The organism is Chitinophaga niastensis (genome assembly GCF_003014755.1).
GTDB classification, from domain to species: Bacteria; Bacteroidota; Bacteroidia; order Chitinophagales; family Chitinophagaceae; genus Chitinophaga; species Chitinophaga niastensis.
On the sequence record NZ_PYAW01000004.1, the window covers coordinates 474,948 to 499,344 of the forward strand.

At 41.4% G+C, this 24,397-nt stretch carries 23 protein-coding genes and 1 tRNA gene; 14 read left to right on the plus strand and 10 right to left on the minus strand.

Going from position 1 to position 24,397, the window contains the following annotated elements:
* Positions 1 to 77 precede the first annotated feature (77 nt).
* Together CLV51_RS20535 and CLV51_RS20540 are read left to right on the plus strand one after the other, a co-directional pair.
* On the plus strand, positions 78 to 581 hold the full coding sequence (locus CLV51_RS20535; protein WP_106529954.1) for a hypothetical protein: 504 nt from the start codon (positions 78 to 80) through the stop codon (positions 579 to 581).
* Positions 582 to 927: 346 nt separating this feature from the next.
* Entirely contained in the window at positions 928 to 2,091 is a 1,164-nt protein-coding gene (locus CLV51_RS20540; RefSeq protein ID WP_106529955.1) for a sialidase family protein, read from the plus strand.
* A gap of 97 nt (positions 2,092 to 2,188) precedes the next feature.
* On the opposite strand, the gene CLV51_RS20545 is transcribed toward CLV51_RS20540, so the two are convergent.
* The 5 genes from CLV51_RS20545 to CLV51_RS20565 form a co-directional block, all read right to left on the minus strand.
* Complete coding sequence (locus tag CLV51_RS20545) at positions 2,189 to 2,788, minus strand: hypothetical protein (protein ID WP_106529956.1); 600 nt, start codon at positions 2,786 to 2,788, stop codon at positions 2,189 to 2,191.
* Complete coding sequence (locus CLV51_RS20550; protein ID WP_106529957.1) at positions 2,772 to 3,248, minus strand: RNA polymerase sigma factor; 477 nt, start codon at positions 3,246 to 3,248, stop codon at positions 2,772 to 2,774. Before CLV51_RS20550 ends, CLV51_RS20545 begins: the two co-directional genes overlap by 17 nt.
* Before the next feature lie 7 nt (positions 3,249 to 3,255).
* Positions 3,256 to 4,101, minus strand: a complete 846-nt coding sequence (locus tag CLV51_RS20555; protein ID WP_106529958.1) for an alpha/beta hydrolase — start codon at positions 4,099 to 4,101, stop codon at positions 3,256 to 3,258.
* Positions 4,102 to 4,803: 702 nt separating this feature from the next.
* A complete protein-coding gene (locus tag CLV51_RS20560; RefSeq protein ID WP_106529959.1) occupies positions 4,804 to 5,562 on the minus strand; it encodes an XRE family transcriptional regulator in 759 nt (252 codons plus the stop codon).
* A gap of 58 nt (positions 5,563 to 5,620) precedes the next feature.
* Positions 5,621 to 6,772, minus strand: a complete 1,152-nt coding sequence (locus tag CLV51_RS20565) for a TlpA disulfide reductase family protein (RefSeq protein ID WP_106529960.1) — start codon at positions 6,770 to 6,772, stop codon at positions 5,621 to 5,623.
* A gap of 146 nt (positions 6,773 to 6,918) precedes the next feature.
* Between CLV51_RS20565 and CLV51_RS20570 the strand changes: the two genes are divergently transcribed.
* Both CLV51_RS20570 and CLV51_RS29795 read left to right on the plus strand, forming a co-directional pair.
* Positions 6,919 to 7,221 carry a hypothetical protein gene (locus CLV51_RS20570; protein WP_106529961.1) on the plus strand — a complete coding sequence of 101 codons (303 nt, stop codon included), beginning with the start codon at positions 6,919 to 6,921 and terminating at the stop codon, positions 7,219 to 7,221.
* Positions 7,222 to 7,396: 175 nt separating this feature from the next.
* Complete coding sequence (locus CLV51_RS29795; RefSeq protein WP_281261532.1) at positions 7,397 to 7,531, plus strand: hypothetical protein; 135 nt, start codon at positions 7,397 to 7,399, stop codon at positions 7,529 to 7,531.
* A 104-nt stretch (positions 7,532 to 7,635) separates the two neighbouring features.
* Here CLV51_RS29795 and CLV51_RS20580 read toward each other — a convergent pair whose 3' ends face one another.
* Positions 7,636 to 7,824, minus strand: a complete 189-nt coding sequence (locus CLV51_RS20580) for a hypothetical protein (RefSeq protein WP_106529963.1) — start codon at positions 7,822 to 7,824, stop codon at positions 7,636 to 7,638.
* Between the two features lie 257 nt (positions 7,825 to 8,081).
* Between CLV51_RS20580 and CLV51_RS20585 the strand changes: the two genes are divergently transcribed.
* The 8 genes from CLV51_RS20585 (at position 8,082) to CLV51_RS20620 (ending at position 13,758) form a co-directional block, all read left to right on the plus strand.
* Complete coding sequence (locus CLV51_RS20585) at positions 8,082 to 8,486, plus strand: carbohydrate-binding protein (RefSeq protein WP_106529964.1); 405 nt, start codon at positions 8,082 to 8,084, stop codon at positions 8,484 to 8,486.
* 94 nt (positions 8,487 to 8,580) lie between these two features.
* Positions 8,581 to 8,664: transfer RNA gene (locus tag CLV51_RS20590), tRNA-Leu, on the plus strand.
* Positions 8,665 to 8,800: 136 nt separating this feature from the next.
* Positions 8,801 to 9,637 carry an AraC family transcriptional regulator gene (locus tag CLV51_RS20595; RefSeq protein ID WP_106529965.1) on the plus strand — a complete coding sequence of 279 codons (837 nt, stop codon included), beginning with the start codon at positions 8,801 to 8,803 and terminating at the stop codon, positions 9,635 to 9,637.
* Between the two features lie 89 nt (positions 9,638 to 9,726).
* Positions 9,727 to 10,836: an agmatine deiminase family protein gene (locus tag CLV51_RS20600; RefSeq protein WP_211302067.1), complete on the plus strand. Its 1,110-nt coding sequence runs from the start codon at positions 9,727 to 9,729 to the stop codon at positions 10,834 to 10,836.
* A 9-nt stretch (positions 10,837 to 10,845) separates the two neighbouring features.
* Positions 10,846 to 12,111: an outer membrane protein assembly factor BamB family protein gene (locus tag CLV51_RS20605; RefSeq protein ID WP_106529966.1), complete on the plus strand. Its 1,266-nt coding sequence runs from the start codon at positions 10,846 to 10,848 to the stop codon at positions 12,109 to 12,111.
* 121 nt (positions 12,112 to 12,232) lie between these two features.
* Positions 12,233 to 12,808 (plus strand): Crp/Fnr family transcriptional regulator, encoded by a 576-nt coding sequence (locus tag CLV51_RS20610; RefSeq protein ID WP_106529967.1) that lies wholly within the window; start codon positions 12,233 to 12,235, stop codon positions 12,806 to 12,808.
* A gap of 18 nt (positions 12,809 to 12,826) precedes the next feature.
* Positions 12,827 to 13,408 (plus strand): class I SAM-dependent methyltransferase, encoded by a 582-nt coding sequence (locus tag CLV51_RS20615; protein WP_106529968.1) that lies wholly within the window; start codon positions 12,827 to 12,829, stop codon positions 13,406 to 13,408.
* Positions 13,409 to 13,461: 53 nt separating this feature from the next.
* Positions 13,462 to 13,758, plus strand: a complete 297-nt coding sequence (locus CLV51_RS20620; protein WP_106529969.1) for a hypothetical protein — start codon at positions 13,462 to 13,464, stop codon at positions 13,756 to 13,758.
* Positions 13,759 to 13,900: 142 nt separating this feature from the next.
* Here CLV51_RS20620 and CLV51_RS20625 read toward each other — a convergent pair whose 3' ends face one another.
* Together CLV51_RS20625 and CLV51_RS20630 are read right to left on the minus strand one after the other, a co-directional pair.
* On the minus strand, positions 13,901 to 14,356 hold the full coding sequence (locus tag CLV51_RS20625; RefSeq protein WP_106529970.1) for an SRPBCC family protein: 456 nt from the start codon (positions 14,354 to 14,356) through the stop codon (positions 13,901 to 13,903).
* A 63-nt stretch (positions 14,357 to 14,419) separates the two neighbouring features.
* Complete coding sequence (locus CLV51_RS20630) at positions 14,420 to 15,451, minus strand: helix-turn-helix transcriptional regulator (RefSeq protein WP_158267081.1); 1,032 nt, start codon at positions 15,449 to 15,451, stop codon at positions 14,420 to 14,422.
* Between the two features lie 31 nt (positions 15,452 to 15,482).
* Here CLV51_RS20630 and CLV51_RS20635 point away from each other — a divergent pair, with 31 nt between their 5' ends.
* Both CLV51_RS20635 and CLV51_RS20640 read left to right on the plus strand, forming a co-directional pair.
* Positions 15,483 to 16,775, plus strand: coding sequence for a hypothetical protein (locus CLV51_RS20635; RefSeq protein ID WP_106529972.1), 1,293 nt, complete (start codon positions 15,483 to 15,485; stop codon positions 16,773 to 16,775).
* A 158-nt stretch (positions 16,776 to 16,933) separates the two neighbouring features.
* Positions 16,934 to 19,309, plus strand: a complete 2,376-nt coding sequence (locus CLV51_RS20640; protein WP_106529973.1) for an ABC transporter permease — start codon at positions 16,934 to 16,936, stop codon at positions 19,307 to 19,309.
* Positions 19,310 to 19,434: 125 nt separating this feature from the next.
* Here CLV51_RS20640 and CLV51_RS20645 read toward each other — a convergent pair whose 3' ends face one another.
* Together CLV51_RS20645 and CLV51_RS20650 are read right to left on the minus strand one after the other, a co-directional pair.
* Positions 19,435 to 22,179 carry a glycoside hydrolase family 38 N-terminal domain-containing protein gene (locus CLV51_RS20645; protein ID WP_106529974.1) on the minus strand — a complete coding sequence of 915 codons (2,745 nt, stop codon included), beginning with the start codon at positions 22,177 to 22,179 and terminating at the stop codon, positions 19,435 to 19,437.
* Positions 22,180 to 22,184: 5 nt separating this feature from the next.
* Complete coding sequence (locus CLV51_RS20650) at positions 22,185 to 24,350, minus strand: hypothetical protein (RefSeq protein WP_106529975.1); 2,166 nt, start codon at positions 24,348 to 24,350, stop codon at positions 22,185 to 22,187.
* Positions 24,351 to 24,397 lie beyond the last annotated feature (47 nt).

Consider the following 24,397-nt stretch of genomic DNA (forward strand, 5'->3'; position numbering starts at 1 on the left):
ATTAAACACATTAAATATTTGACTATATTTCGGTTCGATATAACTATGCTTATCCTGATTCAATAAACCGGAAACCTATGAAACATCTTTACTTTATTTTTACTGTGCTGCTCACAGTATCTTTATTTACTGCCACTGCACAGCAATCCGGTAATGCCGGCACAAGAGCCAAAGCAGCGATACAATTAACCAAAATACTCAACGACGCAGCAACAGCCTTTCCACCTCAATTATCTTATCAGACGGAAGCCAGTGCAGTCATAGAAAAACCTTTTAGCATCAGTCCCGAAGGCATATTATCTGTTACCTTCCGTTATCCGGTAGAGAAGAGTTTTATGCTGTATAAATTAACCGCACCGGTGAGTGCCATCAAAGGTGTATTCTACGATTATTATATTGGTCTTGAGTTTGATGGCGCTGTAGTACAAATATCAGAAAGCGAAAAAGGTAGCCGTGAATTAAAAGAAGATAATATCCTGGCACTTTTTCACGTGGCCAAACCTGGTGACGGTCCGGCTGGTGAATCCCTGAAAGTGAAAATGCAGAAGGGGTTAGAGACATTCAGAGAGAATTATAAGTAGGAATTTATCCTGATGAGCGAAGATTGTCTGAACTGTGATTTTTATGATTTTTGTGATTATCCTGATGAGCGAAGATCTTAGCGGATATTGTCTGAACCAGGATTTAACAGATTTAAAAGATTACCCTGATGGATGTTATGTTGTTTTATGTGAAAGATATACGTGAATATCTATGCTTAGATCTCCGGCACCCATCAGGGTAATCTTTTAAATCTGTTAAATCCTGGTTCAGACAATATCCGCTAAGATCTTCGCTCATCAGGATAATCCCCCTAATCATAATAATCACAGTTCAGACAATCTTCGCTGAATTCTTTCCGCGGGAAATAATATCAAACGATAAGATATGAACAGGAACAAATTATTGACAGGGTTATTACTATTATTATGCACCACTGTATTTGCACAGATACAAAAGGTGCCTGTATTTGTATCCGGCACGGAAGGCCACGCCAGCTACCGGATTCCGGCGGTGATCAGTTTGCCTGGCGGACAGCTCCTTGCTTTTGCAGAAGGGAGGGTGCACGACTCGGATGATTTCGGTGATATTAATATTGTGATGAAACACAGTAAAGATGGTGGTAAAACATGGTCGGCACTTACACAGGTGGTCGACTATGATAACAAACAAGCTGGTAACCCTGCGCCAGTGGTGGATCTTAGCGATCCGGCTTTTCCAGGTGGCAGGATCTTTCTTTTTTATAATACCGGCAACGCTCATGAAGGAGATCTGCGCAAAGGCCAAGGCTACCGCGAGGTATGGTACATCACATCTGCCGATGGAGGTATTACCTGGTCCGATGCAGTGAACATCACCACGGAGGTACATCGGCTCAACCAGCCGGCTGTTAATCCGGCTTATAATTTTAAGGGAGACTGGAGAGCCTATGCCAATACACCCGGGCATGCGATGCAGTTCAGTACCGGTAAGTACAGGGGACGTATGTATGTAGCCGCCAATCATTCTGAAGGAACGCCCCAAAAGGCTGCTGGGGATTATTGCGCACATGGTTATTATACAGATGATCACGGTAAAACTTTTCATCTCGGACAAAGCCTGCCTATGCCGGGTTCCAATGAATCTACCGCTGCGGAGCTGTCCGATGGAAAGCTGATGATCAACTCGCGTAACGAGCGTCATGATGTAAAAGCCCGCTTGATAGGTATCAGCAACGACGGCGGCGCTACCTGGAGCAAAACATATGTGGATCATCAGTTACCGGATCCCGTATGTGAAGGCAGCATCCTGACTATTGGCTGGAAAAAGAAGAAAGCTGTGCTGGCCTTTTGTAATGCAGCAGATACCGCTACCCGCGATAACCTCACATTGCGTATCAGCTATGACGAAGGCAAAACATGGCCTAAATCATATGTAGTGGCCAATAGCGGCAAGTCGGTTCCCGGTTATGCAGCCTATTCGGACATTGTGAAAGTGGACAAGGAAAAAATCGGGGTGCTGTATGAAGCAGATAGTTATAAGCAGATTGTATTTACCATAGTAGATCTTTAAAAATAAAAGAAGGTTCATAATAAACAAAAACAGCTTCCTGAAGGTCCGGGAAGCTGTTTTTATTTATACGCAGTTATCATCTCTCATTAATCATCTTTCACTCCGGCTCCAGCTGTTGATTAATTTTCTGCAACTGATCAATCACTTCGTTTAGTCGTGCTTGTTGTTTGCGGATAGTACGTGGCCGGAAATAAAACCAGTTGAGAGCAAACCAGCCGGCAGTAATACCGTAAGCTGCGATTTTTCCGGAGGTACTCATTCGCAAGGTATATTCAATCATATACAGAAAGATGCCGGCAGACAAAAGAATAAAGTAAAGCGTTAATATTTTCTTTTGAATAAAAGCTTGCCTGGTTCGTAACTGTAATAACTGCGTCAGTTGTTGTTTTATCGTCCTGTTCTCTTCATTATGGGTAAAGAGAAAGTGTACCAGGCTGCCTGAAACAAAAATAAATAGCAGGATGGCTGCGCAAACGAGGGCGGTGCCTATAATGGTGGTAGGCATTTGTGGCTTTGCGTAGTAGACTATCAGCAGAATAAGGACCATGGTGGCGGTAAGTAACAGTATGCTGAACAACGTTTTGTTGTTGATTTTTCGTTTAAGCTGGTTGGCCTTTGAAATAATTTCGCTGGCAGCAGGTGCGGTAGCTGTTGGCTGCCGGTTCCAGATATCTTTAAAATTAGTTTCCGGGCACATACGATTTGAATTTCTGTGTCAATTTATATTTGATGCGGTGAATTTTCACCCGTACATTGGATTCGGAGATGCCCAGTATCCCCGCTATTTCGGCCTGTTTAACATCTTCCAGTTCCAGGGAGATAATGAGCCTGTCGGTTTCATTTAATGCAGCTATGCATTTGTAAAGAAGTTTCACTTCTTCATCAGGATACATTACAGGCGTATCTTCCAGCTGTATGGGGAACTCTTTTTTTACAAAACGGCTGTTTTTTTCTATCTGCCGGAGGCAGTTATTACAAGCTATTCTGAAAATCCATGTACCTATGGCCGATTCATTTCTGAAGTTTGGCAATTGTTGCCAAACGGTAACAAAGGTATCCTGTGCGATGTCTTTGGCCCATTCATGATCATTCACATAACCCATACACAGCCGATACACTTTGTCCCAGTATATTTGATAGATCTGTTCAAAAAACATCCGGCGATTACTTTAAGAAATTATCTGTTTGCTGAAAGTACCATTCTTTATCATCATACATAATAAAGTGTAAACCTTTGGTCGCATATTGCATATTGGCGGTGAGGAGATTTTTAAACTGTGCTTCAACGGCAGGTTTGACACTAGCGAAAGAGGGCTCCAGCAGGATAAGTGCAGGACACTTAATAGTCGTAATTGTATTGCGCATATCTGTATTGCCATACTGGCAGCGCATGTCGGCAAAAGTTTTTCTGTCAGATTTTACACCCCATTGTACTACCTGCTCCAGGTGGGCAGTGTCGGCCAATAGTTGAGGAATGACCATTTTTTGTATCTGGTAAAATTGTGCATCATTCATTTGTGTCATACTGTTGATCATGGCACTGCAATCCAGGTGTTCCTGTGCCTTGAAGGCAGGATTGTACATTGTCATAAGACAGGGCAGTGCATCCACTACTACAATTTTGGATATCAGCTCCGGATGAGTGGCGGCCAGTATTAAAGCCATACCCCCGCCCATGCTGTGCCCCATGATGACAGGCGTATCAATTTTATTTTGCCGGATATAGGCAGCTATATCTGCTACCCATTTTTGCAGATCCGGCGATGTTTGTGCCGGCGTGCCTGCAAATCCGGCCATCGTTAAGATATAGCATTTATAATTATGCTGATAATGTTGTACGGTTTCTTCCCATACATCTCCGGAACAGGCAAATCCGGGTATTAAGATCAACGCCTGTTTGCCATCTCCTTTAATATCTACTTTAAAAGAAGGGGATGTACTTTGTGCAAATACATTATAATACAATGCGGTGAGCGCTATCAGGATAAATAAGAAGAATGATTTTTTCATGAGGTTGTTTTTATTTTTCTTTTAGATACGGGAAGGATTAAAATGTTACAGTTTTTCTGAAAATTATTTTTCTTTTTACGGGTGAGAATAAACAAGGTATTTCAACTAACAGTTGTCTGAGCGCAGTTGGGTAAATAATTAAAATGTATTACTCAAATTTTGTTTTGAATATAGAATTTACTTTTAGTAAGATGATTTAATATATTGTAAACCAGTATTTTATAAAAATAATAGGTGATCATCTTTTCCCAAAAATATGACCGCAAATATTACTCAAATCCGTATGGTTTTTCACAGGAAAAGCAAGGCTTTGTTTTTAAAGGGCAACTTACAACGGGATTTCGTCCTGCTACAAACCCCTTATCGTAGATTGAATAGCAAAACACTGTTTATAGGCTGAAGGAATTACCGGTAAATAGTTTATTAGCTAAAGACGTGATTTTGGGAGCATTAGATAAATATGACGTGAATTTTCCTGTAAGCTCTTATGAAGTGAATTGCTTACGCAGAAACCACTTTTACGGTAACGCCTAAACGAATTTTTTAGGGCACTCATTCCATAGATAACGAACAGGAGAAAGCACAATGGTATAACGATATGCCCGGGGAGATCCCTTTTGATCCGCAAATCAAAAAAGATCCCGGGATAGAAATGCCCCTGGAAGCACAATTCCTTCAAAACAAAACCGGTATCCAGCATTATTAGCCGGCAGCCAGGGCTGGTTCCGGTAACTGTTTGCTCATGTAGCCAATGAAGGTCCATATTTCAAGTACTTCTTCTATATGTATAGTAGTAGTATGGTAGACCGTATTGAGTGAATGTAGCGTCAGGGTGCCGTCCTGCTTAATCCTGTTGCCTACTACTTTGAAGACAATCTCTTCTTCCCCGCCTTTGAGTACGAGGATACACGCGGTGTTGTTTTTCAAATGCGACCAGTCCTGCAGGTATTGTGCAATGATATGGCTGCCATCGGGAATAGGTTCCATAGAGTCGCCGGAGATAGGAAACATGCGGATGGTTTTGCCTCTGGGCAGTTCCGGGAGGGTAAACTTAGGCAGGGCAGCAATAAAACCGGGATCGCTGAAGCCGCTACGGTAGCCGGCTTTGGCTTTTGCCGGTACATATTCCATATTTTCCTCGTTGCTGTTATCAACGGTAATGGGTAAAATACGTATATGTTTGCCCGTTAGGTCTGTTTTATTTCCTGCTTCGAGAGCTTCCAGCTGTTCTACGGGAATTGTTGACAGATCACTTTTTGCCAGGATATCTATATCTATCTGAAAAAAAGAGGAGATGAGCACCAGGTCTTCCATCCTGGGATTTTTTGTTTTGCCGCTTTCCTGCGCGGTAATTTTATTCCTGTTGAGTCCCAGTATATTTGACAAATGTTGTTGAGATATCTTCTTTCGCGTCCGTAATAATTTCAAATTAGCGGCCCAGAAAAGGGGCTGTTTGTCCATGCTGAATATATTTATAATAAACTATATTTATAATTAAGATGGACAAATGTAGAATTTTTTACTCATCCTTCGGGTTTAATAGCTCCGCCAGTTGCTGATCCAGTGCTGAACCCCGCAAACTTTTAGCGATGATCATACCGGTTGGATCTATCAGGAAATTCTGTGGAATGCCCTTTATATTGTATGCCTTAGCGGCTTCATTGACCGGGGAGCTGAGATCTGCTACATTGGTCCAGGTAAGGCTGTCGGCTATAATCGCTTCCTGCCATTTCTCTTTACTGCCGGGTTCGTCCAGGGCGATACTCAATACAGTAAAGTTTTTATCCTTGAAAGTTCTGTAAGCCCTTACCACATTTTTGTGTTCACGTCTGCAGGGGGGGCACCAGGAAGCCCAGAAATCCAGCAGCACATATTTTCCTTTGAAATCAGATACTTTCACCGGTTTACCATCCACGTCAAGTTGTACAAAGTCGGGTGCAGTGGCGCCAACGCATAGACTGCGTTCTTTTTCGATGGCCGCTGCAAACGTTTTGCCATCGGGGCTATTACGCACTTCTTCAGAAAGAATCTGGAACAAAGGATCAATTTGAGGAACATTTATAATGTCGCCGGCTATTTCCTTCAGGGCTACGAGGCTCAAAAAAGATTCGGGATTATCAATGATATATTTTTGTTGCAAAGTTTTTCTTGCCGATAAGGCGAGCAGGTAACGCTGATTCAGGGAGTTCTGGAAGGTTTTATCATTTTTTAATTCTTCAGGGGCCTTGTTATAATCTTCATTGATCTGTGCAATGGGTTTATCGGCGGGCTTCAGGAATTCCCTGTACTGTTCATCCATCTTATTAATATGGGAGCCCGTAATCCGGGCCTGGCTTATGATATCCTGCGCCACTAATTTGATAGTACCTTTTTCAAGGTATAACATCTTTTTGTCGGTGTTCGGGTCCTGTAGCAGCTTATCCACCCCTTCGCCTTTGTGGTCCATCAATAACATGGAATAGGAAGGGCCTCCCACATTGCCCTTAAACTGGAATATACCATTTTGTAACGTGACTGAATCTACCAGTATTTCCTCGTTTACAATCCTGGTGAGGTATATTTTAACGGGGGCTTTTTCTTTGCTTATTTTGCCATTTAACTCGTATTCCCCGCTTTGTGCGTGCATCAGCACCGGACAGCTAAGTAACGCTAGGATCGTTAGTGTTTTCATAAAAATGGATTATACTGTTAAAGTATAAACAAAATTTATTGCTCATGTAAACAGAATCTTAAAAATTCGCTTCTTTCGTAAAAGTATTGGTAATAGGAATGTAAAATGCATACCTAATATTTGTTAATACGAATTAACATACAGCTATGTCGAATGATTCAAAGTCGCCGCATATTCTAAACACCTCCACCAATTTATTGGGGTTTTGTTTAATCGTCCTGACCTCCATTAAAGTAGCGCGGTTTAACAATGCCACTATTATTGATGATTGTACCGGTGTTGCAGCTATGCTGCTGATGGCCAGTTGTTTGTTGTCGTTTTTGTCTATGCGCACCACGCAGGAGAAGTTGGGTGAGAAACTGGAAGCTGCTGCAGATTACACTTTCCTGGTGGCATTGGTATGTGTGAGCATCACCATTGTGTTTGTATCTTTTAATTTACTGAGCTAAAGCTATTACCCGTAATGCGCAGTACCTGAAAGAAGCGCAACACATTGCTGAAGCCAGCTATCAGCGGTTTTACCGGAATGGTCGTTTTTTATCGTCGTACTGGTTCAATGCTGTGCTGCTGCGTGGTTACGAAGCTTTATATAAAGCAGATAATAATAAAAAGTACGTAGCTGCCATGAAAGTATATGCAGATAACGTGTGGGAGCACGACCGTGATAAAAGCAATAATATGTTGGGGAAACGTCCGGCGAAAGAGTTACTCAGACAGGCGGGTATGATGGAGATATACGCGCGTTTGGCCGGTATTTAAGCGTATGTGTTTCACGCAAAGACACAAAGGAAAAAAGGCACAAAGAAATACTCTTTGCGCCTTTTTTCCTTTGTGTCTTTGCGTGAAGTTTCCTTATCGCCCAGTTATTTTTTGAAGAGAAACGACAGGCAGTCAGCATCGTCAACGGAAATGAAGCCGTTTATCTGATGATGGGCGGTATCCAGGTAATAGCCTTTCTGGTATTTATCTTTTTTACCGAGGGCGGAAGTAGTGTGCGGAGATAATAAGAGCAAAATGGTAACGCTCCCGATGATGAGTTTAATTGATTGCATGGTTTCAACAATTTAAGCTGTATGGGTTCCTGTATTGATTATACACCTTTGGGTGCCGGGTATTTTTTTCTTGATGGTACTCACTGGTACGAGTGTACTATTTTTTATAAAGCGCGTCTTTTTAAGGAGATAAGTTATTATTTTGCTATAATATTACGTAATTCCTTAATTTTATAAAATTTATCATTAATTTTTCACCGGGAATGGGGTATACCATTTCTGCATGAGAGGCTAAAAACCTAACCTATCCTATCCTTATGAGGCTTACGCTATTTTTGTTTTTTGCTTTCATGCAATTGTCTGTCATGGGACAGACGGCTGCGCCACCGGCAAAAAAGGGAAATCGCGAAACATCGTTTCAGATGAAGGAGGGGAGTTACCTCAGCTTTAACCAGGTAAATTTAAGTTTGGGTGAAATTGGTTTCAGGGTAGAAGTAGCCTGTGAACATCAGAAGAGCAATGCGCGGCTCGAATTTCGTATAGACAAGCCTAAAGGGAAAATTATCGGCACCCTTAGTATCCCGTATACAGGAGACAGCACTTATGCGTTAAAGTTAACCGGCAACCTCCGGCATGCAGAAGGCGTGCATGATTTATACCTCGTAGCCAGAGGCGGACTTCCTTTTAGTATCACCTCTTTCGGCTTTATTTATAATTATTAGTATAGCCATTTCCGTTAGTTCTCAAAAAAGTGTTTCATTTTTTTGGAAAAATGAAATGGCTGCTTATCTTTGCACCCCTGACACAATATCAGTTGCCCAGATGGCGAAATTGGTAGACGCACTGTGTTCAGGTCGCAGCGCTCGCAAGGGTGTGCTGGTTCGAATCCAGTTCTGGGCACTACTTTACAAAACCCGCTCTAGTAGCGGGTTTTGTCGTTTTAATGAGTTGCCTCCAGGTGCAACAAACTGGGAAACGGTATTTTTTTGACTGTTGCAATTATTTCAGCTAATTTATATCGTTAAAACCGGTTGAAATGAACGGAAACAGCTCAGCGAATCTGTATTGCGTTTATAACATACTCAACTTTATTGAGAATAACTATGATCAGTGTATTTCAATAAAGGAACTGGAAGAGGTTTCAAATTACTCTTACAGGAATATTCAGCGGATTTTCAGATATACATGTGGCGAAACTATTGGCGCTTATCAGAAAAGACTGAGAGTTGAGAATGCATATAAACTGATTCTTTATACTAAAGAAAGTATTACTTCCATTGCCCTTAAAGTCGGGTTTGCAAATCTGGCATCATTCTCCAAAGCCTTTAAACAATACTTCAACTGCTCGCCCAAAGAAGCAAAATCAAACAAAAAGCTACTATTCAACAAGGCCGATATCATTCCTGTTGAATCCGTTATGGTATTGAAACCGGAAATAATATACCTTCAACCTATGGAGGTTTACTATGAAAGCGCCTTTATACCTTATGAGAATGAACAGATTGAATTATTATGGAGCCGGTTTATGCAAAATGAATTCCCGGATACCGGAACTGCATATTTTGGCGTGATAGCAGATGAGCCATTAATAAAAGAAGAACTGAATTGCAGATACGATGCCTGCTCCTCTGCACAGGCAAAGCGTAAAAAACTGCCTTCAAAAATGATACTGGGTGGCAGGTACATTGAATTTATTCACGCTGGTAAATATGAAACTATAGAAGAAACCTATAAAAGCATCTATTCAGGCTGGATACTGGAATCAGAACTGGAATTTGCCCATACACCAATAATTGAAAGGTACTTAAAACACGCTGACAATACCGATTCTAAAGAAGATCAGGTGACAAGCATTCTGTTACCACTTAAATAAGATTGTCAATTTTGGACAACATTGCTCCTGGCTATTCATCTAGTTTTGCTGTATTACAAATACAACATACTTATTTAATCATGCATAAAATGGAAAATTTACTGCTGCTTTTGCCTACTCTGCTATTATCATGCACTAAAGAGATATCAACTAATAACCCGGCGCCTGCTGATACTACTATCGTTTATACAATGCCCGAAGAATCCGGCCCGCACGAGGGAACCTGGCTTCAATGGCCACACCAATATCAATATGGTAAAACTTTCCGCAATCGACTGGATGCAACCTGGATTACCATGACCAGGGAATTGATACAAGGCGAAAAAGTTCATATCATTGCCTACGACCAAACTGAGCAAGAACGGATAATCGCTTTGCTGGAAAAAGAAGACGTGCCATTATCGAATATAGATTTCAAAATCTACCCCACTGATGATGTATGGGTAAGGGATAACGGGCCTATCTATGTAAAAGATAAGAATGGCCAACTATTTATTGAAGATTGGGGATTCAATGGCTGGGGACGGAAAGCAGCTTACGATAACTGCAATGCTGTACCTACAAAAATTGCCGCTGATCAGCAAATACAAAAAATCGACCTCAATGCTGTCATGGTAAATGAAGGGGGCAGTGTTGAAATTGATGGGAAAGGTGTTTTGATGGCTTGCAAAAGTTCTGTTTTAAATGAGAACCGGAATCCAGGTATGACACAACAGCAGGCAGAAGAAATATTCACCAGATATCTGGGCATTAAGAAGTTTATCTGGCTGGAAGGAAAGGCAGGACTGGATATAACGGATATGCACATTGATGGATTTGCAAGATTTGCCAATGCTTCAACGATCATAACATTGAACAACGATGATTTGACTTATTGGCAGGTACCACAGGATGATATCAATAAATTATATGCTGCTACCAATAATGAATCTGTTGCCTACAAATTTGTAAAAGTACCACTCACTCAAAATGATGTAATAACCACCTACGGAAAAAATTTGGGTAAAGCTTCCTATATCAACTATTATATCGCCAACAACAGTGTGCTGGTACCAAAGTATAATGACCCCAATGATGCGGTTGCCATAAATATCATTCAACAGCTATATCCTGGTAAAAAAGTGGTTGGAATTGACTGCCGTAACCTTTTTGCCAATGGAGGAATGATCCATTGTGTTACCCAGCAACAGCCACGGTAATAACTCAGGATGCATATTGAACACAGGATAATGTTTAATTTACAACAAATAAAAACTCCTATACCAGTTAAAATTATGAAACAACACATCTTTTTCTTATCCATGTTGCTTGTTGCTAGCATGCATTTAAAGGCACAGCCTAAAACAGGGAAACAGGTCTGGAAATACAAAACCGGGGATAAAGTAGTTGCATCCCTGCTCATCCTCGGCCAACAGATCTATTATGGAAGTACAGACGGTTATGTCTATTGTAATGCTTTAGAAGATGGCAAATTATTGTGGAAGGCCAATCTTGGGAAGGCAATAAAATCTTCGGCAGGTGCGGGAGATGGTAAAATTTTTATAGGCTGTGAAAATGGAAATATCTATGCAATAGATGCGCTGAAGGGTAACATCTTATGGAAATTTAGCACCAATGGTGAAAAAGAATATGATTTATGGGACTATTATCGGTCATCTCCTCTATATAGCAATGGGAAAATATTTATGGGTAGTGGAGATGGCAGCATTTATTGCCTCAATGCTGCAGATGGAAAAGAAAGTTGGCGATTTCAAACAAACGGGATCGTACATGCCGATCCTGTGATCGATAAAGACACTTTGTACATCGGTAGTTTTGATGGATCTTTTTATGCGCTGGAGGCAGGTAATGGTCATTTAATTTGGAAATTTAAAACAATAGGTGACCGCTTTTTCCCTAAAGGGGAAATACAAAAAGCGGCACTTGTAACTAACGACGCGCTTTATTTTGGCAGCAGGGATTATAACATATACGCCCTTAATAAAAAAACAGGAACCGGGCTATGGAATATGAAAGAAAGAGGAAGCTGGATTATTGCTACTCCTTTTGAAAAGAATGGCAATCTATTCTTTGGCACATCAGATACTCATGCTTTTTATGCGCTTGGCAGTGAGTATGGCAAAGTTCGATGGAAGACAGCGCTGCCAATGCGCGTTTATGATACGCCTACAGCCTATGATACCCTCATATTTGCAGGTTGCCACAACGGATGCCTCTATGGCTTTGGACAAAATTCAGGAGAAATCAAATGGTGTTTTCAAACAGAGGACAGCAAAAAGAATTATGCTGCTGTATATACTGCAGATGGTCATTTCAGGAAAGATTTTAAGCTCTATGATGATGATGTAACTACAAAAGACAGTGAGCGAAAAATCCTTAATCTGGGCTCGATTCTATCTTCACCTGTTGTAAAAAACGGTATTGTTTATTTTGGAAGTACCGATGGATATATTTATGCAGTAAGAATTGATTGAGTAGGAGGCATGTGGTTAATTCCTATGCTGTTCCCTCTAGCCACCACACGTACGATTTCGTATACGGCGGTTCATCGTTTGCGTGATCGTATGTTTAAAAATTACTGACTAATAATAGTCCATGCAAAATAATTTAGATTTCTTAACACGATTCTTAGTGGATCAATATTCTTTCCCGGCGGAAGAAACTTTGCTTTTGTCAAAATTTAAGCGTGTAAATGTTAAGAAAAACTGTCTGCTTCTTACTTCTGGTGAGGTTTGCCAATATGCGTATTTTATCTGTAATGGTTGCTTAAGAACGTATTTTATAGACGGAAAAGGAGAAGAAAAAACACGCTATATAGCTTTTGAAAATAAATTTGTAAGTGCTTTCGCAAGTTTTATAACACAAGCCCCATCTGCAGAATGTGTTCAGGCATTAGAGGACTCAGAATTATTAAGAATCAGACAAGCTGATTTCTATCAACTTGTAGATACCAATGCTATTTTTTCTAAACTTTATCGGCAATCTTTAGAACAAGCACAGGTCATTGCCACATGGCGAATTGAAACTATGATTAGCATGACTGCGAAAGAAAGATATGAGAATTTATTGGAGCGAATGCCACAAGTCGTATTGCGACTATCTAACAAGCACGTTGCCTCCTTCCTGGGTATAACTCAGGAGTCATTAAGTCGACTTAAGAAGAAAGGATAAATTTTTTATCATTTGTCAATGTTTGATCTTTTCTTTCAAAATACTTTTGCTGAAAGAAAACGATCAAAAAAACAGATGATGATGCACATTAATTATGGAATAGACGGACCCAAATTTGTCAGAAACTTATTTCTTTTTTCCTTCCTCTTTTTTGGTATTGCTATAATCATTGCAAGAATTGAGAAGGTTGCCTTTTCAATTGTCCTGGCAGGAGGCTTTATATGCCTGGCAGAGGGCTTACTCATGCTTTTATATGCTAAAAAGGGCAAATTCAATCATAGGGACCGGATGCTGAATCTTGTCCATTGGACCGGTGATGAGCGGGTGTTGGATGTAGGGACTGGCTTAGGTTTATTAATGATAGGAGCTGCCAAAAAGTTAACTGGTGGAAAGGCAACAGGCATTGATATCTGGAATAAAGATGACCTGTCTGAAAATTCGTCAGGTAAGGCATATATGAACTCGGAAAAGCCGTTAAAAATTAGACATATCGTGGCATCAATGCTAAATATGAAAAATACTGAAATAGGACATACTCATGATAGTGCGGGCAGTTCCTGGCATGTTGGGCATGACGGATATTACTTTTATAATGGCTGAAGGTTTAAATGTCCCGTCTGTAAAAGCAGTGGATAGTATTAAAATATAACTAAATGGAAACGCATGTCAGATACGCAGAAGAACACGAAGTAATGATTCTTTTAAAAAGAATAATACCCTGTGTGTTAGAAAATCCGGATATGTATCTGAAGATGCATTTGAACTATTACAGAGCGTTAAACAAAAACAATAGGGTACTAAGATATGGCATGGCTTTAACAGGAAATTCAATTTGTATACTGTTACATGTTTTATCGGATAACGACTTTGAAAGTATAATATTAAATGACCCGGCATTGGATAAAATTTATGAGCTGGTTTCAATAGTTCCATTTGCCAATTTGTTGTAAATGGATGCACAATGAAATGTATGGATTGTAATTCTATAGAATGGAAAAAGCATATACTGTGCCTTAGGTACAGTATATGCTTTTGTTGATGGATATTCAGTAATTTTTGCGGATAGTTTATCCGAGCAACAATGATCCGTAATTATTTTTCTTCTGTTATTTTCTTTATCTGTTCCAATATAGGATTCCAGCCTTCTCCATTATTAAAGGTTTCTTTATATCTCCTTTCTCCTTCTGCCACGGTTGCAAAATCGCCCTGGGTAACAGTGAGCACGGTTTCTCCATTCACTGCCTGCAGATCATAAGTAACGTGCAGATAATTTTCGGAGACATCATTAATATTGGAATTGGGATCGATGGTGGTGTATATCAGTAATTTTTCAGGCACTATCTTTACGATGTCACCTTTTACAGCTACTAATTCCTTGCCTTCAAAAACACCTTTCCATAACAAAGAACTGCCTTCTTTCCAGTCAGAAACCGTTTCGCAACCGAACATATACTTCTTTGTTTGCTCCGGGTTGACCAGTGCATCCCAGACTTTAGCAGCGGGTGCATTAATAGTGATACGGCTTACTACGTTTAATGGTGTGCTCATCCTTCGTTGATTTTATTTTTGTAGTATGCAAATTAGGTTGTTTACCCGGGAAAGGATTGCATCTTACGGATTATTTCTAACCAAAAAAGGAGTAATGCCAAATTTCTTTTTAAAAGCGTTATTAAAATGCTGTGGTGTGGCATAGCCCATATCCAGTGCAATTTCGGCTGCTGTTTTATTGGTATCCCGCAGGTATTGATGTGCCAGATGCAGGCGCTGGTCTGTCAGGTAGCCAAATACGGTATTATTGAACACTTCCTTAAATCCACGTTTCAGTTTATACTCGTTTAATCCAACTGTTCTGGCTATTTCAGAGAGGTTAGGCGGGCAATGAATACGTTCATTGATGATATCCCTGACAGCAATCAGTTTTTCCTTATCCGCAGCCTGTTTGATAAACACGTCCTTTTTGCCGGCCGCAGCTATACAGGAGTCGGCAGAGAGCACCAGCAACTCTATACTTTTAGATAACAGGAATAATTTTTTAAGCTCCCCGCTGTACCTGCAATGCAACACCTGTGCTATTACCTGCTCCATATTGCTATCTATCGCGCCCCAGTTTTCAGAAAGCATTACGCTCTCTCCTTTCATGATACTTTCGCAAAACCGCTTTAAGGTATCATCGGCATTGGCGGTATATTTTATGAACTGTTCCTTTGGGAACTGGATGCCAAAAGTTTCCAGCACCAGGGTTCTGTTCTCTACCACCATATCAAAGGGATGGGAGTACATGATATTGTGATGCCCTCCAATAAGATGATAGGTTTTATTTAGCTGCTGATAGGTAAAGCTGTAGTTGCCTTTCATTCCGAAATGCAAACGTACCACATCTGCCTGGCTGCTTGCCGGGAAACTGCCCAACACCGTAGCTGTTGAAACAGCATGTCCTATTTTTATACCATCACAGTCCCAGGTAATGGCATCACGCACGCCGGTATCGAACTTGAATTGTTGTCTTTGTTCCATGAAAAACAAAAATAGCAAAATAAAGTGTTCCAGTGCCTGATTGACTCCCAGCTCATCTTTCTCCCAATTTTTTACCGGACTATTGATTTCAATCACATTAGTCATTATATTCATTGCCTGCTTCAGCATACTACATTCAATAAATAATTTACCCCGACTCATGAAAAAATTGCTTTTAGTCTCCTTTAGCCTCCTTTCAGTGCATTTTACAAATGCACAAACGCCAGCCTTCTGCGACAGCGTGTACCAATGGTTTAATGAAATAAAACAGGCCACCAGCGAAAGCCAGCAGCTTTGGCGTCATAACCTTTACGGCCCTATGCTGCTTGTAAACCCTGACACCAGGCAGGTGTTTGCCAATGAGCAGGATAGTGCAGGCTTGCTGAAAAAAACAGGCAGTATTTACATTGGTATGTTACCCTCAGAAAAAAACATTGCCAATACTGCCATTGACTGGAGTGGTAAAAAATGGGCCATGATCATACTGCCATTGCCGCCGGATTTCCATGAAAGGATTAACCTCATGGCACACGAACTGTTTCATAGAGCACAAACCAGCCTGCAATTTGATCTCCGGGAAGTAGCCAATAATCATCTTGATGAAATGAATGGCCGTATATACCTGCAACTGGAACTGGCTGCGCTGATGAAAGCACTGGAAAGCAGCCTGGCAGGCAGAAAACAGCATATTAAGGCAGCACTAATCTTCCGTGCCTACCGCTACAGCCTATATCCGGGGGCAGACAGCACAGAAAACGAAGTGGAAATAAATGAGGGACTGGCGGAATACACCGGGCTGATAACAAGCATGCGGAACAGGCAGGAAACACTGGTACATTTTCAGCAAGAGGCCGCGATACTGTTGCAAACAGCTTCTTTCGTAAGATCATTTGCTTTATACACTATACCGCTTTATGGCTATTTGCTGCACGATAGTCTTGCCCTATGGAATCAGGACATTACCAGCCATACTTCCCTTAATGCCTATTTTAAGAAGGCTTTCAACATCAGCCTGCCTGGCAATTTAAAAGCACAAACAGCTATATTGGCGCAGCAATATAACGGACAAACCATTATTGTTGCAGAAACAGCCAGAGAGGCAAAAAAACAACAGGAACTCGCCGCCTATAAACAATTATTTATACAACAACCCCACCTGGATATAGCGCTGGAAAAAATGAACTGTTCTTTTAACCCGGGAAAGATTATACCACTGGAAGATATAGGCGCTGTTTACCTCACCATGCGGGTAACGGACAACTGGGGCGTGTTAACGGTTGAAAAAGGTGCCCTCATGCACAACTCCTGGAAGAAAATAACCCTGAGTACCCCCTTGGCAACGCAGGGCAATACTATAGAAGGAGATGGCTGGAAACTGTTGCTTAAAGAAGGCTACACGGTAAAAAAAGACGCTGCAGGCGGCAACTATATGCTGGTGAAACAAGCCGATTAAGCAGTGTTCAAAAGCGGACAGTTTTTGTATCGAAAATGAACAAACCCGTATGCATGATACTACTACCGTACTGTAAATCAATCATATGATTATCCGGCACTATCTTGGCACACCATCCCGCAAAATCTGCCCGTTACATTTCAATGAATTGATATACTATGATTAGGAATTTCTTCAAAGTCGCTTACCGGAGCCTTCTGCGTAATAAAGGTTTTTCCGCCATCAATATTACGGGATTGGCCATTGGTATGGCTGCCGCGATACTTATTTTACTGTGGATACAAAATGAACTTAGCTACGACGAGTTTCATAAAAATAAAGACAGGATATACGAAGTATGGAATCGCGTACCAATTGATGGTAATATCTCGTCATGGAATACCGTATCTGCATTATTGGCCCGCACGCTGGAAAAAGATTTACCTGAAGTAGAGCGTGCAGTAAGGGTAAATTCGAATAATTTTCTCCTTTCAGTTGGTGATAAAAAAATAATAAAGTCGGGAAACATAGTTGATACTGGTTTTCTGCAAATGTTCAGCTTCCCGATGCTGAAAGGCAATCCTTCTACGGCACTGAATGATATGCACTCGGTGGTGCTTACTGAGAAAACAGCTAAAATTTTATTTGGCAATGAAGATGCAATGGGGAAAATTGTAAAAATCGGGGATAAAGATAATTTTACTGTTACCGGTATTCTTAAAGATTTGCCTAACAATACAAGGTTCAATTTTGAATATTTATTGCCTTGGTCATATTTAAAATACGGGGAGGGACAGGATTTAGGCTGGAACGATAATAGCACCCCTACTTATGTGATGCTGAAGCCAAACGCAAACTACGCTGCTGTGGCCCCTAAAATAAAAGGATTAAAACAGAAGTACGATGGTGAAGCAAAAACGATGAAATGGGAGCTATTTATTTACCCGCTTACCCGCTGGCGCTTGTATTCAAGCTTCACCAATGGTGTGGAAGACAACGGAGGCCGTAGCACATTCGTAAAACTATTTGGCATCATCGCAGGGTTTATATTATTGATTGCATGCATCAATTTTATGAACCTGAGTACTGCACGGAGTGAAAAACGGGCGAAGGAAGTAGGGATACGAAAAGTAGTGGGTGCTCAGAAAAGTTCTCTTATCAGCCAGTTTATCGGGGAATCTGTTTTTATCGCCTTTCTGGCAGGTATTGTAGCTATCATTATTGTTCAAATAAGCCTACCCGGCTACAACCAGCTTATTGATAAAAAACTATTCATAAACTTTGGCAATATCTATACATGGATGGCATTTATCGGGTTTATCCTGTTCACTGGTTTGTTAGCCGGCAGTTATCCTGCATTTTTTCTTTCATCTTTCCAGCCCATTAAAGTGTTAAAGGGCACATTTAAAAAAGCAAATGCATTGGTAACGCCAAGAAAAGCATTGGTTGTATTGCAGTTCACATTTGCCACCGTTCTTATCATCTGCACCATTATCGTAAAACAACAAATAGACTATGCCCGTGACCGGGTGACAGGGTATAACAAAGATAATCTCGTTTACCATTTCATGACGGGTGATATACCTAAGAACTACACACTGATAAAAAATGAATTGCTTGCATCAGGTATTGCGAAATCAATTACAAAAACAAACTCTCCACTTACTGAAAGGTGGAGCAATGGATGGGGGCAGAGTTGGGAAGGAAAGGACCCGAATGATAACACAGCTTTCGATCGGTATTTATCTGATGAAGGGTTGGGTGTTACTGCAGGTTTACAATTTATACAAGGCCGTGATTTCGATTTGAAACAATTTCCTACCGATTCAACGGGGCTGATTATAAATGAATCATCACTGAAAGTAATGAAGTTCAAAGACCCGATTGGTAAAATAGTAGGAGACCTTGGCATTAAATGGCATATTGTAGGGGTTATCAAAGATTTTATTCTTACCAGCCCTTATGAACCAACAAGGCCGATATTGATATGCGGTGCGAAGAGCAGCTTCATGAGTTTCAACGTGATGCAGATAAAACTAAACGGGAATAATGCTACTGCAAAAAATCTGAAAGGGGTAGCAGCTATTTTCAAAAAGTATAACGCTGAATATCCTTTTGATATAAAGTTTGTTGATGAAGAATATGCCAGGAAGTTTGAGGATGAAAAACTCCAGGGCACACTCGCTGGTTTGTTTGCCGGCCTCACCATATTTATTTCTTGTCTTGGTTTATTTGGCCTGGCCACATATATGGCGGAAAACAGGGTTAAAGAAATTGGTATACGAAAAATATTGGGCGCATCGGTAACCGGTATTACCACATTATTATCAAAAGATTTTGTAAAACTGGTGATCATTTCATTTTTAATAGCAGCACCGCTGGCATGGTGGGGCATGTATAAATGGTTGCAAAATTATACATACCGGGTCGGTATTGAATGGTGGGTGTTTGCAATAGCAGGTTTTTTATCCGTAGCAATAGCATTACTGACAGTAAGTTATCAGTCGATAAAAGCGGCAGTATCAAACCCGGTGAAAAGCCTGAGAACAGAATAAGTTCAGTTTCAAATGTAACCTTATCGCCGAAGATGAGGAATTTGAAGCTGAAAAACCCGGTCAGTAAATTTAAAACTTACTGACCGGGTTTTCAATATTAGCATTCTTTTTTTATGAAATCTCAATTAAAAAACCAATAAGAATGATGCTGGTGCATATTTCTTTAAATTAACAGTAAACGCTTTGTTTTTCACAACAATCCGTTTCCCGATCAGGTTTCCGCGCAAATCAATTGGTTGAACTGCTTTAGCATTGCTTTCTTCAGAAAATCTGACAGTACAATTTCCGGAAATACCTGATTGTTCCCACAAACGCAAAATAGTTCCGTCGCCATCGGGATTTTCGCCAAAAGCTGTTACCAGCACACCTGTTCTTGAAATAGATATACCAGTATTTTTTGCTGGTAATTTCCCGGCAGTACCTGCTGCTATTCCGGTTAATAAAGGTACACGCGCCTCCCATGATTTTTGAATCAGATTGGGTACTGTTGGTGTGTGTGTATCAATAGCCCAGATACGAACTCTTTCACTCCATGAACCTTCTTGCCATAACGGGAAATTGGTATTCCACATGTTATTATAAATATTGACAAATACTGCTGGTATCTCTGGTGAGTGTTCCAAAGAAAACTTCCATAACCCGGGTTCACCTAAACTAATCAAAGGAGCATCCATTGGTGTTAGTCCTACTCCCGATTTGTCTGCCTGTGTAATTGAAACGCCTGAATTAACAGCCATCAAATATCTGTTGCTGCCGGAAATAATGTCTGTTGCAGGATTTATAGGGCCCCCCAAACGACCAACCGTAAAGTCAGGTTTCTTAACTGCGAATGGGAAACAAAGCCATCCTCCTTCCGGTTGTTTATCAGGTGTTTTAGATGCTACAAACCATTCAACATCAACATAAGCCGCATTGCGTGGGAAGGTGAATGTTAAAGTATATTCTTTTGCAAACCCTTTTGTATTAAATGAAGTCAAAGTCGCGATATCTGCAATGTCTGAATGAACAACAGCGATTTTCCAGTCATTGGGCGTAAATGCTAAATACGGCGCCTTTTCTGCACTCATCATTCCGGGTTTGCCCAAATCATTTAAGCCCCAACCGTCTTTTATCCGGCTATAAGTATTAAACCATTTATCAACTTCATTTGTGCTGAACCGCTCATGCAAAAACTGACCAACAACATATTTAGAAGACTTATCAACTAATTCACGACCAGTTGTTTTTTCTATTAATGAAGATATTCCTCCCCGGGTTAAATCAAAAACTATTTTAAAATAAGGTGTACTAAATGCAGACTGCTCATCATTTATAATGGTTGATTCTTTTAAATCATTTTGAGAATAGGTAACATAACCACCCGGTGCAATTTCTTTAACATAAAAAGATGTTCCTTTTTTCCATGGATTTTCAATGATGCCTGATCTTTTCCACGGTAACGGATTATAAACTATCAAACGGTTTCCCGCTACATTTACGGATTTTGCAAGTAAATCAAGATGAGCGTTTAATTCATTACTTACAATATCGTTTGTATTACGGATGTATTGGCGTTTTACGTCATAAGAATGCAGCCATTTTCTTTTGCTTCCTTCGCTTGTGTTTAGTGCATCACTATTTTTAAGTTTTGAATAATCGCCATTTTCAGGAACAGGTTCTGCTTCGGCTGCTGCCAACCATTTTTTCCAATCATCACCATAGCTGTAACGTGGACCATATTCAGCATTCATACCCCATGTATGTTCGGCGTACAAAAGACTTTGCTCATACGCTTTTGCCAGCTTTGCCGAAATAGATTCTGTAGATATACCCCAAATTCTCATTTGTGTGTTCAGTCCATCAAGCGCTGATGCTAAGGGACGGATATTCCGTGCAATTTTTGTTTCCTGCGGATTTGAAAGTAAGCCTTGAATCCAGGAGTCAGGTGTATCTCCTTTAATAGTTGGTAAATCAGGGTGTTCAGCAAATATTGCTTTTGCAAAATCATCGAGCGTTCCAAGATGTATTTTTACGCCGGGCAGTTCTTTTTGGGTTTTTGCAATGATGTCTTCCACTTCTTTTTGATTGGGCGGGCCATGGTTGTCGCCGGTCATAATCATGGCGAGATAATTTTTACAAGGCCAGTCTGATGGTGGTTTCATTTCAGAACCATACAGAGAAGTATATTGGCATAAGACTTTAGAACCATCGGCACCTTCCCACCAAAAAAGTGGGGGAAAGCGGGGATACTGACTTGCAGGATTACAGCCTAATTGCAGAAACTTTATACCTGCATGATTTAATAATGTTGGCAGCACCCAGGAATGACTCGGAACATCAGTCATTTTAGCACTTATTGTCAAAGGTTGTCCATAGGCACGGGCAATCTTTGACGAGTAACCCAATCCGCGAACCAGGTCTTCATAATCAAGCGACTCGGTATGTGTGGTAAATGGGAGACCATGTACAACTATTGCGCCCTCTCTGATAGCTTTTTCTATCCTCGCTTTGCGTTCGGGGTTTTGCAATGGTCCTAATATCTGCGCATAAAGCGGCCATCCGGGTACTGTCCATGCAAAGCGCTGCTTGGGTGGTAGTGTTGCGTTTTTCTCTATGACCTTTAATGCATTATCCATCATTTCTCCCCGGTATCGCGCAAAAACATTCTCCGGTAAATCGGTAAACCCCAGGTCAAAGTGAGTTTTAAATACGACCCATACATCTGTTACTTTTGAAATGCCCGCATTATTTGTTGGCCGCTGTTGTGCAAATGCTCCTGTTGCTAATACTAATATTAAAACAACAAAAAATAAAGTGTGGATTTTTTTTATCATAAAAAGTTTAATCTTTTTCGGAGTTTGATGTTCGTTTGCTTGCGGCAGGGAGTTCATTTCTGCTAATTTTTTGTCACCTTAATACCTTTAGGCCCTGCTTCAAACGTATATTCCTTACCGGCAAAATGGATATTACTTAACTCGCCGGAAAAGGGGCGAGGTGTAGCTGAACCGGCAGGAATAGCTGCATTACCTGCTTCCGGAGCGAAGCCGAAGAAAGTGGTTATCACCACATCGCTGAAGGCCACGCCGCTGATACATTCTTTCATACAACCCTGCCTTGCTGCAATGCGCACGGGCGCATCATATCCGGTACGGTTGGGACCAAAAAATTCACGGGCCTGGGCAAAAGGGCCTTCGCGTGTAACCACTGCAGTATGACAATAGAACGCATAGGCGCCGGCAGGATCGCCCAGATTCCACATGGTATTAACGGTGAGTGGAATCCAACCATCATAGGCGCCCATTGGACCATGATCCGGTCGGTCTGAATTCACTGCCGCCGCATCTTTCAGGCTCATGGCACGCATCCAGTCACGGGTAAGTAGTTCATGCTTAACAAAGGAGATCATCTCTGACTTTTGCGTTGCGGAGAGATCTCTTTTTAAAGCATTGCCGGTATAAATGAAGTCCACACAATGACGTAGTTCCACACATTTACCATTTAATTGCCAGGCATTCCAAACGCCATCGCCTGGCTTGTAGAGTGCTATCACCCTGGGAAGTAAGGCGGCAGCTTTTGTTTCGAGTTCCTTCGCACGTACCGTATTACCATACAGGATATACCACTTTGCAGTTTGCCGCATCATCCAGATATTCTGCGCATTACAGGAAGGTACGCAATTGATATAAGCTGGTGCACATTCGAGCAAATTGTTATTCTCACCGTAGTTAGCCAATCCGTCATGCCCCTTTGGAAGCGTTTCCCAGTCGGTGGCCAATGCATCCATGGCTGCTATAACGGTTTTACCATTTTCCAGTTTTTCGTCGAGGAAGACACGATCGTTTGTCACGCGCAGGTATTCATCGATGGTCTTGAAAATAGTGCATGCGTTGAAGGCGTAACCACCTATGCTGTCGTAATGATTTGTATCAAAGCCCCTGACATCCCGTAAATCGAGCGCATATCCGCTGGCTTTTCCACTACGCGGATTTTGTACTAACCAGCGGCGCAGCGTAGCCTTCATGCCCGCAGGTTCAAGGAGCGCCCATGCAGTCGACTGCATAGATGCATCCCAGTAATACTGAGTACCATCTTCACGCTCACCACTGGTAATGAAAGAGCGCTGGTGGACTGGAAACTGCGTACGTTCTAAAGCTAACATGGTCCATGCGCCGACATAGTAGTTGCGCATCAGTGCAGCGTCATTACTTTTTAAAACAGGCAGGTGTCCCGAAAAATGTTTATTCCCGGGAGTGAAGGCGTCAGCCCAGCGATGCTCCCAGTTGGTTTTACAATCATCGAAGCAGGCATTGAAGTTGGCAGCCCATTTGGTGACAGCTGCATCGGTTTGAGCAACTTGTGGGGTCGCTTCATCTCCTGCAGCAAATTCAACACGCGTAGTACCACCCTTGGGAAGCTCCACTATCCAACGCCAAACAACAGTATCCTTTTCCACTGCCACCCCATCGGGTTTGCGTGCCGGACGTACGATAGCTATCACGCCCGGACGCTGGGTGCTATTAGAAACGCCAATGCCATCAGCCATGAGTTTGCCCGGCACACGGAGAGCAAGCGTAACGCGACGCGGTAATATGGTTGTATTGGTTGCAGTGATGCGGCACATTACATTTCTTGACTCATTGATCATTCGTATATCGGTTTCTATCGATATGCCATTACAATACCGGTTGCGACGAAGGGCCTTATAGGGAAAACAGCGGGTTTCCGTCGCCGGATATTCCTGCCCATCTATCGTCAATGTGGTTATGGGATGCCCTTTCCGCCAGGGATACAAACCTCCCGGATAATAGAAATAGGAGGTAAGATCCCGGTTGACCACCAACATATGATTGAAGTTATGCACCGCCGGCATATTATCAACTTGTTCCATCGGCATCCAGTCGCCGGCTATATCGTCAAGTGTAGGGATACCTGGTGCTGCGGCACGTTTTGAAGAAGAATCAGCAATAACTGTATGATGCTGATTTTCCAAAGCGGAGACCGAAAGTGTGCTGAAAACAGCTGCAGCAAGAATGAAATAAGCTGCATAAACTTGTTTTTTCATTTCAAAAATAATTTTCAAAGCTAAAAAATCAGCACCAGGTATTCCGG